Genomic DNA, 17162 nt, shown 5'->3' with positions numbered 1-17162 from the left:
CATTACTTGAGAGTATATTAAGTAAATACCCATTTGTGGGTACTCTTTTCTCAGGTCGGTGTTTTTCACTGACCTTAAGATGCTACACTCATCATCGTAGCTGATAAATCCGTGACCATCATTGTTGTCTTCCGATAGATATTGGGATAAACAGATTGATCAGCTACGATGATAGGTAATTCACATTTCAAAGACTTGAAGGGCCGAGATTTAATAGCCCTGGCTGAAGGCCAGGTTTCTGGAGTAAACATGTATTTAAGCCCTGAAGGGGCGAGATTGTTAGCCGCACATGTTATACGAAATCGGAAATGGCGCTTATAATGATGAATTGTTTGATGGCGAATTATCGAACCATAATCTCGCCCCTTCAGGGCTTAAGCTTATCTCCTCATTTCTTATTCGGCACGCTTCGCATGCCGCTAATAAATCTCGGCCCTTCAGGCCTTAAATGTTGCTCACTATCCAAAGTGAACGCTGTGGTTACGCTCGCGGCTTAGGATATCCGTGGCCCTGCAGCACTTCGGCTACAGGGCAGGCCACATAACTATCATGCTATGTGGTTCCAGTAATAACTTGTAGTCTAAAAGGTTGGTGACAACATCACCGTAAGGCAGAGTGAAACAGCCCATGGTTTTAACCGTGGGTTGCAATTTGATGTCAACGCATATAACCATTTCAATGGTTTTTCTCATGCAATTGTCTGCAAACCATTAAAATGGTTGGTGGGAATATCCGATCATCATTCCCACGGTTAAAACCGTGGGCTATGTAAGCTGTACCCATCAGCGTAGCTGATCATCCGTGGCCCTGCAGCACTTCGGCTACAGGGCACACCATATAGCCTAGTGCAATATGGTGGCCATTGTTCCCGTCTAAGTTTTCTTGGTTTATTAGGTTGTTGATAACACCAACCTAAGGCAAATCCTTTCTACAATTTACTCCGAATGTACTTTCTCCATTCGAAGATCAAGCGAAGTGAAACGTAATGAACAGTTTGCATGGAAGGTATTGCCAGATTGGATGGATCAAGGGACTTTACGTTTGAAGGCACATCAAAACCAGTTGAAAGCTGAACAAGAACGCTTGTACTCTGGGTGCGTGTAAAGGTTCGTATTGGACGGTATTCCAATAATGGAAAATCAAATTTGGTGGAGGTATAGCTTACAATATAAACGGAGGTAAAATCTTCCGTTGGTATCAGCAGAGCATCCGGATCAATCCAACCTTGTCCATAAAATGAGATCCCTACTTCTCTTCCTGCTATGAATTGGAATCGACCGACAGGAGTACGTACGCCAAGCTGCCAGGGAATGAGTCCTCCATTTACTGCCGTCACTCCCATCCTTTCCAACGAACGGGGTGAAACAATCAATAATACTGGCGCCGCCAATAACAGATCACCTGGAATTAACCAAAACGGCATTCGCAATCGGATATTTATTGCACCTCGTCCCGGAATTGCAGATGTCAAAGAGCCGGGCGGAATTTTTACATCCAGCGGACTATATAGACTGGTGGAAGAAGCATCCTGACGCATTCCTAATTGAACAAAGAAAAGTCCGTCACCTGCTTCATTCAATACTCCATCTAATCCCAACCCGGCTGTAATGTTAAAATCCAATCCTCCGACAAAGCCTTTGTCATTCTGAATGGCTCCGAAACCACTCGAAATTCTTGAAATGTTGCCAGCAGCAGCAACGCCGATAAATGGTCCTATCTCCGCACGGAACCTTGGAAGTTCTCCGAGTCCCGTCGCCAGTCCGGGAACCGGCGTGGTCCTGAAAATTTCTTCGATAGATCCGAACATCTGTGAAGATGATTTTACCCCATTTTTCACAGGTCGGTGCGATGCCAGTGACGCATTGCAAATGTTGGTAGAATCCGGACCGTTGTTGTGACAAAGAATGTCATTGGAATATTCAACGGTAGCGTTTGATAGAATTACATCGAGAAACTGCTCGAGACTTGACGTCACGGCCCGGGACACTAAAGCAATATCTTCGTCACGCATGTATCCATCACCCATGAATACCTTTCGATGTCCGTCCCATGTCATAGATTCCAATCCATGCTCGCAATAATAATCGTGTGTTCCCTTCCTTATCGCTGTCTCTCCCCAGGTGCCGGCAAAATGACCGGATGAGAAAATATCTTCGAGAAAGTGTATTGCAAACGCTTCGTCGGCGAGTGCCCCAAGGATGAGCTGAGCGTTTTGTTCTTTGCTCAGATGTTCGGAACGATACCGTTGAGCCTTATAAAGTGCACTGGAGTGAAACCACCAATAAATAGAGAGCGCATTTATTTCGGTACTATCACGAAGACTGGCAGCAAGATATTCAGCACTGGTGATCCGTTCATTATAACGTGCTATCAGAAAATGTGCATTGTTGGACCCCGCTCGCGATGCATATTCCCGATCAGCCCGCTGAAGCCGGATATCTGATTTATGTATAATGTTATTGTGATTAGCCGAAGAGCGCGACTGTTTTATATCATCTTCCGTTTCCGCAGCAATCTTTGCTACTGATAATATCCAGTCATTATGAAGCACTGTCGTGAGAAGATCTGCGGGCGAACAGCTATGATCACCGGCAATAGCTGCCCATGATGCATAATCGAGTTTCGTTATTACTGAATTTTGATCTGGCTCTATTACATTTCGGGACAATCGCTCTTTATACAGGTCGGTTGCTTCATGCCAAAGGTTGTCAAGGCCGGCCTTTCGCTGTTCGTTCAATCGCTGAATTGCATGAATAAATGCTCGTCGGTGTTCAGAATAAATCCACCCATGTGCTTCCTGGATGATAAGCGTTAGAAAAAGTGATAAAAAAATTTTCCACCTCATTTTTATTCAGGATACGGAAGGGATATAGATCTTAGGTGCATCCTCTATTTGGGAGCAACGGTTTTATTAACAAGGACGAATTTTATTCCTGTATTTAAATATTCCAGTTTTTGAAAAGAGTCCACCAGACTGGTGGTCGACCCAACAGATGAACTGATCTTTGTTGTTTGTTTCGCAAAAGTATAGTCGGAAAATAAAGTTATCGCGAATTGATTCTTGACAATCTCGAATTTGATCTCAGCTCCTCCATTGTAAGCAAACGCCAGTTTATTATCAAAGTTGATTAGCTGATCGACAATGACGCTGTTATTTTCGTCGTACACTTTCACTGTAAAGGCCTTTGTATTATTGAACATGATTCCGATACCGGCCTTTAATTCAAAAACAATGTTCTTCGAGAGCCGGAAGTCATACGCGGGTCCTACCGTCGTGAGAATAGGTGAAAATTTACTGTCGGAAACTTCTGTTCTGTAGCCAAGCGCCTCGGTAAAAGCTTTTCCCAATGCCTCTGTATCCATGTCATTCCATTGGTACGTTGAATGAAAATAGAAATGCCAGTTGGCAGGAAGAAGTCCGCTGGTATATTTCGAATCAAACACAATTCCTCCACCAGGTTTTGCAAATCCTCCGCTGCTGCGATTCGTGGATTTGAAATCTCCAACGGGTGATGCAAGAAAACCACCAAATGAAGATTCGTCCTGAGCAAATAAATCAGTTACGAATACCAACATCAACAAGGAGATGAAAAGAGCTCTGATTGTTTTCACGTTTTGTGTATTTAATTATTCTATATTATTCAACCCGGCCGAAACGGATGTCCGGAATATCACGATTTCGATGTCACTTAAAACTTGCCATGCTTCAAATATAGTACGCCAGAATATCTTTTTCTTAAATTTGAGATGGAAATAGTGATGAGCCAATCCATACCAATACCAACGATTGAATTTGGATTTGCTTGAATATTCAGGGATTCAATGAATCAATAAATAAATGAACCTTACGTTATTTGCCATATGCTATGTCACGGCTCTGAGTACTGCTGTCTACATTGGCTACAGGATTGCACGAAATAAATATTTCCTTCAAAAAAGAAACTGGAAGGCGAGTGGCGTTGAGACATCCATCATTTCCCTGTTCGGTCTTATACTGTCGTTCACACTGCTGTTGTCTGGTAATGCAAGCAAAGACCGGCTCAACCTGATCCATGAGCACGTCGATGCACTCTCCACTCTCTATCGTGACGCAAGCTTTGTTTCAGTTCCGGTGCGTGATACCGTTCAGTCCTTCGTCCTCCAGATATTAGAAGAGAAAGTCTTTGAAGACAGATCAAATGCTTTTGAAGAAGATACCCTTATAGTATCATCCAACAGGTTGTATAAAAATCTTTGGCTCTCACTATTGTCCATGCATGACAAAGATCCGCAGCTAAAGAGTGATATTAAAGCCATAATGGTCGGCGTTAACAATGCCACTGCATTGCATTACAGGATTGAATACGGGGCCATTGAACGAATGCCGTGGATCTTAATAGCAATGATCACCATCTGCTCATTGCTGGTCGGCGTGCTGGTGGGATTTTCCAATGGATTTAATGAAAACGATCATTACCTGGCACCCATTGTATTCGTCATTATGACCTCTATAATGGTGATGGTTATTCTCGATATCAACAATCCCAAAAAAGGATTTTTCAGACCATCATTGAACAATTATACAAATGCGTATAATGAATTTGTCATGTAGGCATTAAGGATACATGGTTAGGTTCATATTAGATGGTTGGTGATAACATCAACGTAAGGCAGAGTGAGCCTACGATTTTAACCGTGGGTTGCAATTTGATGTCAATGCATATAACCATTTCAATGGTTTTTCTCATGCAATTGTCTGCAAACCATTAAAATGGTTGGTGGGAATATCCGATCATCATTCCCACGGTTAAAACCGTGGGCTATGTAAGCTGTGCACCGCGTAGCCCTAATGCTTCAGGGCCATCGCATACTTCACCAACCCCGCCGTATTATTGATCTTCAACTTCTTCATCAGGTTTTTCCTATGCGTCTTGATCGTATCCACACTCAGAAAAAGTTTTGTCGCAATGGCGGGATTGCTGTCACCGTCAGCAATCAGATCCAGTATTTCCATCTCCCGTTTTGTCAACGGTGAATCGGAGCCATGCACATGTGTCTTTTTGTTCTCCAGCATCGCAAGCGTAACGCTGTCGGAAAAGAATTTCTGTCCCGAAGCAATCTTGCGGATCGCATCCAGGATCTCATCCTTGCCGCTGCTCTTTAAGATATATCCCATCACACCCAGCTGATACATCTTCTCGATATAGACCTTCTCGCTGTGCATGGTCAGGATCAGAATTTTCACATCAGGGAAATCACGACTCAACTCAATGGTTGTTTGAAACCCATCTTTGTTGGGCATCTGTATGTCCATCATGACGATGTCTGCAGGATGTGTTTTTATTTTTGAGAGTACCTCATCGCCGTCATGTGCCAGATCTACGATGTCAATGTCTGAAACATCGCTCAGCATCCGGTGCAATCCTTCCAGCAATACTTTGTGATCGTCAGCAATGAGGAGGCGAATACGTTCCATTATCCTTTCAAAGGTAATTCTATTATCACCGTGGTTCCTCTGCCAGGCATTGAATCAAAAGAAATTTTTCCATCCAGCATCAATACACGCGAGTGGAGGTTTTTCAAACCGTTGCTGCTTTTCTTCGCGAGACCTTCCTCCATCATAAAACCCTTTCCATTGTCCTCCACCACAATCTGCAGCATAGACTCATGCTGCATGAGCTGAACCGACAGTTCCGTGGCACCGGAATGTTTCATGACATTATTAACAACCTCTTGAAAGATCCTGTACAACGCCAGTTCTGTCTCCGCATCAAACCGGGCATCCGATGTATCATTGATAAACTCCACATCGATATTCCTGATGAGCTTGATATTCTTGATCTCTTCTTCAATAGCGCTGACAAGTCCGAACTGCACTAACGATGGCGGGTGCAGGTTATAGGAAATGTTCCTTAACTCCATGGTGATCTCTTGCAGAGAGTTCTTTGAGTTATCAAACAGTAATTTATCCTGACTGGAAATACTTTGTCTTTCACTCAGCGTACCCACGTTGAGCTTGACGTTTGTCAATAGCTGCCCGACACTGTCGTGGAGATCAGCGGCAATACGTTTGCGCTCACGCTCTTCCGTAGCGACGATCGACTTCATCTCCTGCTTTTGCTGTGACTTCAGCTTCTCATTCTCTTTTCTTTTCAAACCTCTGTCAATAAGAAGCACAACAACCGACAGCCCAAAGGCAACGATCAGAACACTGAGGGTCCGGAACCACCACGTCATATAATATGGTGGAACAATTGCTACTGCGATGGATGCCCCGGTATCATTCCAGACACCATCATTGTTACAGGCGATCACACGAAATGTATAATCACCGGGAGATATCTTTGTATAGCTCGTTTTACGTTCTGTGCCCGCATCTTTCCAGCCTTCATCATAACCCTCAAGCTTGTATTTGAATTTGACATCCTTCGGGGATGAGAAACTCAACGCAGTAAAAGTGAACTGTGTTCTGCCTGCACTATAAGGAATGGAGTTGTTTGCCAGTGCCAGATAGGTTGAATCTTCTGTCTGAATCGACTCTATGATGACCGGCGGAGGAAGAAGATTATCCGGAATAGCATTGAAATCTATCCGGACACATCCATCCATGGTTGGAAACAAATAGACGTTATCTCCTATCTCACACTTTGATTGCTGGATCCCTCCGTTGAACTCGGCACTCCGCAAGCCATCTGAGCGGTCAAAGAGTGTCGGTGTTAGGCGGGGTTCTTTCTTTTCGAGAAATGCATTTAAGTTTTGTTTTCTAAGTTTCGTCAAACCGTTATTGCCCGTTAACCAAAGATTGCCATTGCCATCATCTGTAATGTTTGAGATGACGTTTTCCAGCAGGCCGTTGTTCATGGTGAGTTCATAAAAACGTGAACCATCAAACATCAGCAAACCATATCCGTAAGAACCAAAATAGATCCTCCCCTCCTTGTCTTCACAGACTCCCCGTAAGTATTGGGTCTTGAAGTTTTGGGGTGAGCTGAACTTTTTGAACTCTTTTGTTTCCTGGTTGTAGGCAAACAGATTCTTATCGGAGAGCAGCCATAAATTACTTTTTGAGTCTTCAAAGAATGAAGTGATGAGTATTCCATTGGTCAGATCATTCAATGGATGTCTTACAAATTCATTCTCATGAAGGAAGAAGATTCCGGTGCCAGTGCCAAGCAGCAATTCATTGGATCGGGTTTTGTACAACGGCCTTAAACTAATGCTCTTGTAACCCGGGATATCCATGCTCGTTACTTTACCCCGTTTGAATTGAGTGACATTGGTATCGCCATTACACGTCATGTAGAATTCATCTTTATCAAATTCAACAATGGAATACGGATAACTGGAAGACGGAAGCGCATGCTTAATAGGAACATCAACGGACTTACCGTTTTCAATTACAACCATCCCCGTTTGATGTGTTCCGATAATAAATCTTCCCTTGCTGTCCTTCATCACGGGATAAATGTTGTGATTGAGGATCGCAGGATCTGCATCGACATATTTCGGACGGAATCTATTCTCGCGTATCAGTCCGCAGGTTGAGGTAGTGTACCAGATATTCTGTTCCCTGTCTTTGAAGACGTGCTTTATTCTTGTTCCGGGACATTGAAGATCGAGATCAACATTGGCAAATTCTTCTGTAGTCATTTCGAACGTAACAAGACGATCACTGTTGTTGAAGGTAAACAGCAATTGATTGGTCTTAATGCTGAATATTCCCAGAACGTATTTTCCTTTTCTATACTCTTCATCGATCGGGTATTCTTTAACCAGACGATGATCCTGTATTTTATACAATATTGTGGGACTGGCGATCCAAAGCGTGTTGTTGTCGCTTGTGTATGTAGACGTGAACAGAATATCGGGTTCAGGTTTATAACTATTATGAAGCGTTGCATAAAAGTGTTGTGAGAGATCGTCGAGTTTTCCATCTTTCCAGACACGGGTGTTTGGGCCATGTTCCAGGATCATCTCGCCTGAAGGAGTTTCATAGATGTTTTGAGCGATAACCTTTTGTAAAGGTTTATACTCATCAAGCGGGAGCAACGTCTTACCATCCAGCACCACGATGCCGGATTTTTCCGTGAGGACCCAGACTCTGTTTTGGCTGTCCGTTGTGATCAGGTTCACTGTTTGATTGGTGATACCCAATTGATCAGAAATGTTTTTGAACCTGTGATTTTCATAAACAACCAATCCTCCACCAATATTGCCAAGAAGAAGGCGACCATCCTTCGTTTCGCAAAGAACAGAGGTGCGATTGCTCCCTAGTTCGGGTTCACGGTTGACGTCAAAGTTTTCGAATTGGACTCCATCAAACCGGGCTAACCCGCCCTGTGTTGGCAACCAGATGTACCCGTCCCTTGTTTGAATAATTTTCCCTATTGAATTTTGCGGCAATCCTTCGTCAACCGTCCAGCGTTTGAACTCGACCGGACTGTTTTGTGCAAGCGTGGGAGAAATAGCGCAGATAGATATAAGTGCCAGGGACACTGTATAATAGAGTGCAGAGGTAAACTTTGAGGCCAAGGATCAGGTTAAGGCTTCAAGATAATATTAAAGAGCGAAGGGAAAGCATCCGAACATCATCCGGACCGACAAGCATACTACGAGGTCATGACTCCGGGCAGACATGCCGGAACATCCGAGAGACATAAGAGGGAGATAGGGAGGTGATCAGAGGATTATCCGGGAAAAGTCTCGTTAAGGTCTCCATAAGGTCTCGATAAGGTCTCCATAATGTCTCCATAAGGGTAGAGATTTTCGAACGGGAAAGGTGCCGAATACTTGACAGATTCAGGCTTTTCCAGTATTTTGAGATACTTCTTCAATTACGTAAAAAATCTGCGTGATGGCCACAAAAAAGGAAGATAAAATAAAGCACCTCCGCCAACCCGGTGATCCTGTAATTGTAAACAGTAAGGCATACGGCAAGCATGAGCGGGCTCCCCGATTCACCCACACTCCACAAACTACAAGTCCTTTCGCCAGGAAGTTCTCAGTCCTAAATGCGAGGGCAACCGGAATTGCGAAGGTCATCAACGACGCATTCAAACCTTACAAAGAGGAGATAAAAGATGGAACCATGTGGAGCCGTCTGGTGGGAATATTAAAAAGAGATTTAAACGCAGACCCCGAACTCGATCTGCGGTTCTTAAAAGATTTCCAGTTCAGGGCTAACCAGAACTTCTCACGTTATTATCATGCCTCACTCACACCGTCTTTAAAGAATTCCAAACTGACGGTTGAAACAAGCTCTGCGTCTGCCGACACGGCAAACAAATTCAAAGCTTCCCATTATGAACAAACGCTGGTGATCGTATGCCTCGATAAGGAAATGACTACTGTCACTCACACGCATACCAGCATTTTTCCGGTATCAAGAAAAGAGGTTCCGAAGAAGCGTGGTGTACAACAACAATATCGTTACGATACTCACAAAGACTCCGCGGAGTTTGACATTCCATTAAACACTACCAACATCCTCATCGCTGTGAAGTGCAAACCACTGAAAGACGGTATCTGCAAGAATCCCGCCGGCTGTGCCTTCGCAGTATTAGAGGTTATGGAAACCGCGTTCGTGGAGGATGAGTAATAAATTTACTAATCCGGCAACGCCTTAATCATTACATCTTTGTAATAAACAATACTCTTGGGATCATGTCCCTGCAACGCAATCGTACCGCGGCGGAACTTCGACTTATCTGTATCTCCTTCAGTATATGTATTAATTACCTTATCATTCACAGAGACGGTAATAGTCTTGCCAACCACCTTGATGTGCATGGTGAACCACTCATCGTCTTTCACAAAAACTTCTTTCACATCCTGCACCGCGTAAACACTGCCCGTCTTGCGCCAGTCGGTATGTGAGTTATTCACCTGAATCTCAAAGCCTTTCGATGGCCATCCTTCCGGCTGAAATTCTGAGAGAATAAAGATTCCTGAATTGGATCCCGGGGTAGTTTTAATGGTAGCCTTGAATTCAAAATTTCTGAAGTCGTGATTCATGAAAGCGCCATCATAAAACATGTGAGCACGTTCGCCGTGAACTGCAATCAATCCGTTTTCTATTTTGAACGTTTCAGGATGCTCCGACAGCTTCCATCCGTCAAATGATTTTCCGTCAAACAATGATACCCATTCATTCTTTTGACTCCATGCTGAAAAAACAACGATGGCAACGAACGAGATGAATGCAATACTGATCCTTTTCATAGATGTGTTTTTATAGACTACGAAAATACAAAATCAAACCGGAGAAAGCTTTCTCTTCATCTTCCTCACCTGCATAATGGCGCCTGTCACAAAGAGAATAAAAATGACTCCCACAATTTTCTGGATAGTAGGATCTTCCGGACCTGAAGCAAGTGGTGCGTCCAATGGCAGACGGGTAAAACCCTCTGTTACCGTCGGAATCCAATGAAAAAAGAAAGTGAGTGAATAAAGGACCGTTTCGATGTACGGTGAGTTCTTTCCAAGTTTGCCCTTCGCTGCGAGGTAAATAAATACAAACACGATCAGCGTAACGATGCCCAGTATATGAGGCTTGCCAAATCCACCATGTTGAAAAATTCCAAATCCGGTAATGCAAACAATTATGGTTGAGATCACATACACCTTCCCTAAAGCATTACTCCAGGTAATTTCTTTATCGCGGATCAATGCAATGGCACCCACGAAAAGTGCAATAAGACTTATGACAGTGTGAAAAGCTCCAAGGCCCGTGAGCCCGAAGATGACGGGAGGTTGAGGTTGTATCATGTTGATTAATCAGGTTAGGTGCCTAAAGATAGATGAGAATCTGATGATTCAGATTCTCATGATCTATGATTCACGATGCAACTCTCACCGCAAACGAATGTAATTATTGCAACTGCAATCAATTATTCATACACCGGCATGGCAACATAATTCGGATAATACGTCATGTGCTTTTTACGTATCTCCTCATACATTACTTTTCTCAACTCATCCAGGTTCTGCTTTGAGCTTGCAGAAACAAATACCACCGGACCAATGCCCTGTTCTTTATATCGCTTCCTCACCAATTCAAAATCAAGATTGGCATCATCATCTTTCAACAGATCAATTTTATTCAGCACCAGCACCACAGGAATATTCCCGGCACCGATCTCTCCCAGCGTCTTGGTAACTACTTCAATCTGATTATCGTGAAAAGGATGTGCCATATCCACAACATGCAACAGCAGGTCCGCTTCCCGCACTTCATCAAGCGTAGACTTAAACGACTCAATCAAATGGTGAGGCAGCTTGCGGATAAATCCAACCGTATCGGAAAGTAAAAAAGGAATATCGCCGATCACTACCTTCCTTACCGTTGCATCCACCGTCGCAAATAATTTATTCTCCGCCTTCACATCCGACTTCGATAATACATTCATCAAAGTAGACTTGCCGACGTTGGTATATCCTACCAATGCGACACGGACAATATTCGTTCTGGATTTGCGCTGCGTAACTTTCTGCTTTTCAATCTTCAGCAACTCTTCTTTCAACAGAGAAATACGGTAGCGGATATTTCTTCTATCCGTTTCAATTTCACGTTCACCGGATCCACCTCTGGTGCCGGTACCTCCACGCTGACGTTCAAGGTGAGTCCACATTCTGGTCAATCGCGGCAACAGATATTGATTCATTGCCAGCTCTACCTGCACACGGGCCTGCGCTGTCTGTGCTCTCATGACAAAGATGTCGAGGATGAGCAAGCTGCGATCATAAATACGCACCCTGTCTTCCACTTCTGTCACTTCACTATTAAACTCTTTTTCAAGATTTCGCAGCTGACTGGGTGAAAGGTCATCGTCGAAGATGACATTCTTCACCTTATTGTTGGCAACGAAAGACAGTATCTCCTCCAGCTTTCCCTTCCCGACGAAAGTTCTTGAGTCCGGGCTGGGAAGATGCTGGATATATCTCTTCAAGGTTGAAATACCCGCTGTTTCGGCTAAAAATGCAAGTTCGTCCAGGTGCTCATCAATGAGATCCTGTAATTCACGGTTCGACGCAACGGCAACAAGGACGCAGGTTAATTTATTAGGTGTCTGGCTCTCCATAATTCAAATTCAAAAATACGGGGTTTATCAGGTGTAGTTTTTAGGTCGGTTACTTTTATTTAGTTTTGAAGAATTTAAAACTGAAAAACGTCCATTTTCGACGTTATAACGGTCTATTTGGCTAATGAAGGTTGCAATCGTCCTCAATACTTCCTGGAACATCTATAACTTCCGGATGAACTTCGTCAGAGCCATGCTCGCGAAGGGATATGAGGTTCATACAATTGCTCCAATAGACAGCTACACACACTTTCTTACAGAAGCTGGTTGCAAGCACCATGCCGTGCGGATGGACAGTCGCGGTGTAAACCCGATCAAAGACACCGCTCTTATTATAGAGTTGTGGTCTATTTACAGAACCATCAAACCGGACATGATATTGCACTATACCATAAAGCCTAATGTTTATGGTTCACTGGCAGCGGCATTCCTGGGAATTCCGACTGTTAATAATGTGTGCGGGCTGGGAACTGTTTTTCTTAAGAAGAACATGCTTTCTGCCATAGCGCTTTTCCTTTATAAATGGACTTTCCGCTATCCAAAGAAGGTTTTTTTCCAGAATCCCGATGACCGGGACCTGTTCGTTTCAAGGAAGCTGATCGCTGAAAAGTCGACCGATCTTCTCCCCGGTTCAGGAATTGATCTCAAGCATTTTGTCCCTTCCGAATTCAAAAGAAACAGCAAGTTTACATTCCTGCTGATCTCACGTCTGATCACTGATAAGGGAATTCTCGAATATGTTGAAGCAGTAAGAAAGCTCCGCGCTCAGGGCATGGATGCTCACTTTCAGATATTGGGAGCCAAGGATCCAAAGCATCAAAGAGGAATTCCATTGCAGTTGATTGACTCCTGGATCAAGGATAATACGATTGAATATCTGGGCACCACACATGATGTCCGTCCCTTCATAAATGCTGCCGACTGTGTAGTGCTTCCATCCTATCGTGAGGGAACACCGCATACTTTGCTGGAGGCTGCGAGCTGTGCAAAGCCTATCATCGCGACGGATGTACCGGGATGCCATCAGGTAGTCACCGATAATTATAATGGCTTCCTCTGCCGGATGAAAGATTCCGATGATCTTGCCAGTAAAATGGATCGCATGGCAGGTATGGATGACAATTCCCTTCGCCAATTCGGCGAAAACGGAAGAAAGAAAATGGAGCAGGAGTTTGACGAGTCGCTGGTCATCGATAAATACCTCGAAACATTATCCGCCCTCCAGAAAGCCTCATAAGTTTTGTTTACCGGAAATCGGTAGTTTTACCCTGGATTACTCATTACGCGTGAAATTTTCTACTCTTCAATTCAGGTATATCGCATTCCTGTGCCTCTTCGTTTGGGGCTGCGGGACCTATAAGCAGAATGTACTGCTGCATGCTCCGGATGACTTCAAATCACCTCCGATCACCAAGGAAATACTGCAGGCAGAACGCAATTATGTCATTCAGAAAAATGACATGCTGAAGGTGGATGTCTACACCAACAAAGGTGAGCGCGTTATTGATCCCAATCCAGAACTTACAAGACCCACTGCCAATACAACCAATCAACTACGTCCCCAGGTAAATTATCTTGTGGAGCTTGATGGTGTTGTGAAATTTCCGGTGATAGGAGATCTTAAAATGGAAGGACTTACTCTTCGCCAGGCGGAATTGATTCTGCAGCAGGAGTACGACAAGTTCTTTCATGATTGCTACGTAGTAGTAACCTTTCAAAACAAAAGAGTGATTGTTCTTGGCGCGGTAGGCGGCCAGGTAATACCGCTGGTAAATCAAAACATAACACTGGCAGAAGTGATTGCATTGGCGAAAGGTCTGCCCAATGATTCAAAGGCGGGCAGCATCAGAATTGTTCGTGGAGAAAAAGTCTTCATAGTAGATCTTACCACCATCGAGGGATTTCAATCCGGCAATATGATCATCGAGCCGGGAGACATCATTTACATTGAACCGGTAAGAAGACCCTTCGCTGAAGGCTTGAGAGATTATACAGGTCTCATCAGTCTGTTTGTAAGTGCACTTTCACTGATCATCGTTATCCGAAGCCTGAACTAACGTGAATAATAATCGCCTCCGTCCTCAACGTAATGATGCTCTTGAAGGGATTGACCTCGAGAAGCTCAAGATGGTTGCGCGTAAAAATCTGTGGGCGATCATTATCATCTTCATTGTTACCAATCTTGGTGCTTATCTCACCATCCGCTGGACCAAGGATGTTTATGAATCAAGCTCTGAATTACGTCTTGAAATAAAACAGGATGCTACAGCTTTAGGGATCGCTCAGATCGTTGAAGATCAAAACAGGAATATCATTGCGGGTGAGATCGAGCAGATGAAATCAAAGCTGTTCTTCAGTCGCGTGCTGGATTCACTGGATCTCTGGGTGAGCTATTACAGCGCCGGAAATGTTCTGGAATTCGAAATGTATCGTGCATCTCCCTTTCGTGTCAACTATACATTGACTGACAAGAGGATCCTGGATAAGCCAATCTATTTCGATTTTATTGAAGGCAATAAGTATCAGATAAAGATCGGTGAAGAAGGTGAAGAGAGAGAAGCAACATTGGGTGAACCCCTTGTACTCGAAGGAGCAAGCTTCTTAATTCAGCTGGCACCGAACGCTCAACCGGACTTTAAGAATCACTTCTTCTTTATCATCAACAGTCGCGAGAAGCTTGTCGAGTTCCTGACCGACAACCTGAAGATCGAGCCATTAAACTTTGACGCTAACACGATCCGGATCTCTTTGAGAGATTTCAGCGTAAGAAAGGTTTACACAATCGTCAACAAGATTGATTCAGTGTATCTGCATTACAGTAATGAACAAAAGAACAGCTCCAACAAGCAAAAGATCGAGTGGTTGAACAATGAACTTGGCCAGGTTGAAACGAAGATGGAAAACTTCGAAAACTATTTCGAGAACTTCACGCTGAAGAATAAAAGCAGCAACCTGGATTCAGATCTTCGCAAGACAATCTTTGTTATCAACCAGCTTGACTCACAAAGATTCGAGCTTAACAGAAAGATCACAGACATCAGCACCCTGATGGATGATCTGTCTTCCGGAAAAACGACGGCATTCATTATGCCGAAGCCATATCTGCCAACGTTCATTAACGAGAGGATTGAAGAATTCCAGAAGATCACGCAGGATCAGAATAAGCTTACCCTCTCCTATAAAGACAATACCTATGCCTTTCAGCAAAAGGAAAAGGAAGTCAACACTATAAAGAGTGCACTGTTCGGTCAGCTTACAGAAGTGAGAAAGAACTGGATGGGTTCTATGGTGGAGCTGAATCAGAAGAAGGCAAAGCTTGAAAAGGATTTTGCCACCATGCCGGACAAAAACACTCAATTTTCAAAGAATCAGCGCTTTTATAAGTTGTATGAAGAATTCTATCTGAGCATGATGCAGGCGAAGGCTGAATTTGAAATTGCACAGGCAGGAAGTACACCGGATTTCAAGATTCTTTCTTCTGCGGTTCTTCCGACAAAACCTGTTGCCCCTAATCGTTACATAATTCTTGGGATTGGTTTCGTGGGTGGGCTGATCCTTAATTTCTTCTTCATTGGAATCATCTATCTCTCCAATAATAAAATTACCGGACTGACAGAAATTGAAAGATCGACAGGAGTTCCGGTGCTGGGTGTGATTCCTGAAATGAAGAACAAGGCAGCAAGTCCATTCTACATTGTTGACAATCCACGTTCTATTGTCAGTGAGGCCATTCGAACATTGCGAACCAATCTTGACTTCTTCACCTCGAGTGACAAGAAGAAAGTTATCGTTATCTCATCGAGTGTATCCGGTGAAGGCAAGTCATTCCTTGCGATGAACCTTGGAGGAATACTGGCGATGTCAAAAAAGAAAGTAATCCTTCTGGATCTTGACATGCGCAAGGCAAAAGAAAACAGTCACGCTGATATCAAAGATCCATCAAAGGGCGTAAGCACGATATTGATTCATAGGAACACATTGGCGGAGAGCATTACCAAAACCTCACTGGAAGGTCTTGACTTTATTCCTGCAGGCCCTCATCCTCCCAATCCTTCTGAGCTATTGCTCAATGGAGAGTTTGAAGATCTGTTGACAGAATTGAGAGGCATCTATGATTATATCGTAATTGATACACCTCCTGTCGGACTGGTTACGGATGGGATCATGGCCATGAAGCGCGCCGATCTTTCGATCTATGTAGTACGTGCTAATTATTCAAAGAAAGAATTCCTCTCTAACCTGGAGCGATTGATCTCCATCAATAAGCTTTCGAATGTAGCCGTTGTGCTGAATGCTTTACCAAATACCGGAAAGACATACGGCTACGGATACTACCAGGAAGACAAAAGCAAGAAGCACTGGCTGAAACAAATCTTTAACTAGCGTGTTTTCCTTTTTTAGCAAGCCCGCTTTACGTCCCCTGATCACCGATATGCATTCGCATTTGATTCCGGGGATCGATGACGGAGTAAAGTCACCACGGGAAGCATTTGCCGTGATTGATGCGCTGATGGAACTGGGATATCAGAAGATCATCACCACTCCTCACATCATGACAGATTATTACGGCAACACCGCCGAATCTGTAACAACAGCATTCGAGAATTTCAAGGTGGTGCTAAAGGAATCTGGTTATACAATTCCCTTTCATTGTGCAGCAGAATATTATCTGGATGAGAACTTCATTAAGATAATGATGGACAAGAAAAGGATATTGACATTTGGCGATCGTCATTTTCTTTTCGAAACGAATGTGATGAGTGAGCCATACCAATTGAAAGAGTTCATATTCTCAGCAACATCACAGGGATACAAGCCCGTGCTGGCACATCCTGAACGCTATGAATACATGTCGCTTGAAAAAGCAGAGGATATGAGAAATCGTGGAGTGCTGTTGCAGATCAATATGCTTTCGCTGATTGGTTTCTATGGTCCCCAGATCCAGAAGATGGCAGAGAAGATGATTCAAAAAGGTTTGATCGATCTGTTGGGAAGTGATTGTCATAATATGGATCATGCGCTGATCCTTAAAAAAGTTCAGCAAGCTAAATTCTACAGGAAGGCTCTGGATCTTCCTTTGTTGAATTATACACTTTAAGAAAT

Annotated in this window: 13 protein-coding genes; 6 read left to right on the top strand and 7 right to left on the bottom strand. The window is 43.6% G+C overall.

Translation table 11 applies throughout. The features are described 5' to 3' along the window. Nucleotides 1-928 precede the first annotated feature (928 nt). Both HOP08_13800 and HOP08_13795 read right to left on the bottom strand, forming a co-directional pair. Nucleotides 929-2845 (bottom strand): hypothetical protein, encoded by a 1917-nt coding sequence (locus HOP08_13800; GenBank protein NOT75995.1) that lies wholly within the window; start codon nt 2843-2845, stop codon nt 929-931. 44 nt (nt 2846-2889) lie between these two features. Continuing rightward, entirely contained in the window at nt 2890-3612 is a 723-nt protein-coding gene (locus HOP08_13795; GenBank protein ID NOT75994.1) for a hypothetical protein, read from the bottom strand. A gap of 226 nt (nt 3613-3838) precedes the next feature. Here HOP08_13795 and HOP08_13790 point away from each other — a divergent pair, with 226 nt between their 5' ends. Beyond that, the gene (locus HOP08_13790) at nt 3839-4591 is read left to right on the top strand and encodes a hypothetical protein (protein ID NOT75993.1); all 753 of its coding nucleotides are present in this window, start codon (nt 3839-3841) and stop codon (nt 4589-4591) included. A 234-nt stretch (nt 4592-4825) separates the two neighbouring features. On the opposite strand, the gene HOP08_13785 is transcribed toward HOP08_13790, so the two are convergent. Then, nucleotides 4826-5455, bottom strand: a complete 630-nt coding sequence (locus HOP08_13785) for a response regulator transcription factor (protein NOT75992.1) — start codon at nt 5453-5455, stop codon at nt 4826-4828. Next, nucleotides 5455-8511, bottom strand: coding sequence for a hypothetical protein (locus tag HOP08_13780; protein ID NOT75991.1), 3057 nt, complete (start codon nt 8509-8511; stop codon nt 5455-5457). Before HOP08_13780 ends, HOP08_13785 begins: the two co-directional genes overlap by 1 nt. Nucleotides 8512-8833: 322 nt before the next feature. Between HOP08_13780 and HOP08_13775 the strand changes: the two genes are divergently transcribed. After that, nucleotides 8834-9577, top strand: a complete 744-nt coding sequence (locus HOP08_13775; protein NOT75990.1) for a hypothetical protein — start codon at nt 8834-8836, stop codon at nt 9575-9577. Between the two features lie 8 nt (nt 9578-9585). Here the strand turns inward: HOP08_13775 and HOP08_13770 are convergent, their stop codons facing one another. From HOP08_13770 to hflX, 3 genes are all read right to left on the bottom strand, one after another. Continuing rightward, entirely contained in the window at nt 9586-10200 is a 615-nt protein-coding gene (locus tag HOP08_13770) for a DUF1080 domain-containing protein (GenBank protein NOT75989.1), read from the bottom strand. Nucleotides 10201-10233: 33 nt separating this feature from the next. Next, complete coding sequence (locus tag HOP08_13765; GenBank protein NOT75988.1) at nt 10234-10746, bottom strand: hypothetical protein; 513 nt, start codon at nt 10744-10746, stop codon at nt 10234-10236. A gap of 122 nt (nt 10747-10868) precedes the next feature. Continuing rightward, entirely contained in the window at nt 10869-12059 is a 1191-nt protein-coding gene (gene hflX, locus HOP08_13760) for a GTPase HflX (protein ID NOT75987.1), read from the bottom strand. Between the two features lie 124 nt (nt 12060-12183). On the opposite strand from hflX, the gene HOP08_13755 reads away from it, so the two are divergent. Genes HOP08_13755 through HOP08_13740 form a run of 4 tightly spaced genes read left to right on the top strand, consistent with a single transcriptional unit; the run spans nt 12184 to nt 17157 of the window. Next, the gene (locus HOP08_13755) at nt 12184-13296 is read left to right on the top strand and encodes a glycosyltransferase family 4 protein (GenBank protein NOT75986.1); all 1113 of its coding nucleotides are present in this window, start codon (nt 12184-12186) and stop codon (nt 13294-13296) included. A 49-nt stretch (nt 13297-13345) separates the two neighbouring features. Further along, nucleotides 13346-14116 (top strand): polysaccharide export protein EpsE, encoded by a 771-nt coding sequence (locus HOP08_13750; protein NOT75985.1) that lies wholly within the window; start codon nt 13346-13348, stop codon nt 14114-14116. A 1-nt stretch (nt 14117) separates the two neighbouring features. Continuing rightward, entirely contained in the window at nt 14118-16442 is a 2325-nt protein-coding gene (locus HOP08_13745) for a polysaccharide biosynthesis tyrosine autokinase (GenBank protein ID NOT75984.1), read from the top strand. A 49-nt stretch (nt 16443-16491) separates the two neighbouring features. Beyond that, complete coding sequence (locus HOP08_13740) at nt 16492-17157, top strand: capsular biosynthesis protein (GenBank protein NOT75983.1); 666 nt, start codon at nt 16492-16494, stop codon at nt 17155-17157. Nucleotides 17158-17162: the final 5 nt, after the last annotated feature.

The sequence above is a fragment of the Cyclobacteriaceae bacterium genome (assembly GCA_013141055.1).
GTDB lineage: Bacteria > Bacteroidota > Bacteroidia > Cytophagales > Cyclobacteriaceae > ELB16-189.
Note: the sequence above shows the minus strand (reverse complement) of the source record. Positions and strands in the feature narration are given on the sequence as shown.

What these genes read in the sequence shown, in the direction of transcription:
- HOP08_13800 (NOT75995.1), bottom strand. Translation starts at nt 2,845, where the DNA reads ATGAGGTGGAAAATTTTTTTATCACTTTTTCTAACGCTTATCATCCAG.
- HOP08_13790 (NOT75993.1), top strand. Translation starts at nt 3,839, where the DNA reads ATGAACCTTACGTTATTTGCCATATGCTATGTCACGGCTCTGAGTACT.
- HOP08_13785 (NOT75992.1), bottom strand. Translation starts at nt 5,455, where the DNA reads ATGGAACGTATTCGCCTCCTCATTGCTGACGATCACAAAGTATTGCTG.
- HOP08_13775 (NOT75990.1), top strand. Translation starts at nt 8,834, where the DNA reads ATGGCCACAAAAAAGGAAGATAAAATAAAGCACCTCCGCCAACCCGGT.
- HOP08_13770 (NOT75989.1), bottom strand. Translation starts at nt 10,200, where the DNA reads ATGAAAAGGATCAGTATTGCATTCATCTCGTTCGTTGCCATCGTTGTT.
- HOP08_13765 (NOT75988.1), bottom strand. Translation starts at nt 10,746, where the DNA reads ATGATACAACCTCAACCTCCCGTCATCTTCGGGCTCACGGGCCTTGGA.
- hflX (NOT75987.1), bottom strand. Translation starts at nt 12,059, where the DNA reads ATGGAGAGCCAGACACCTAATAAATTAACCTGCGTCCTTGTTGCCGTT.
- HOP08_13755 (NOT75986.1), top strand. Translation starts at nt 12,184, where the DNA reads ATGAAGGTTGCAATCGTCCTCAATACTTCCTGGAACATCTATAACTTC.
- HOP08_13740 (NOT75983.1), top strand. Translation starts at nt 16,492, where the DNA reads ATGCATTCGCATTTGATTCCGGGGATCGATGACGGAGTAAAGTCACCA.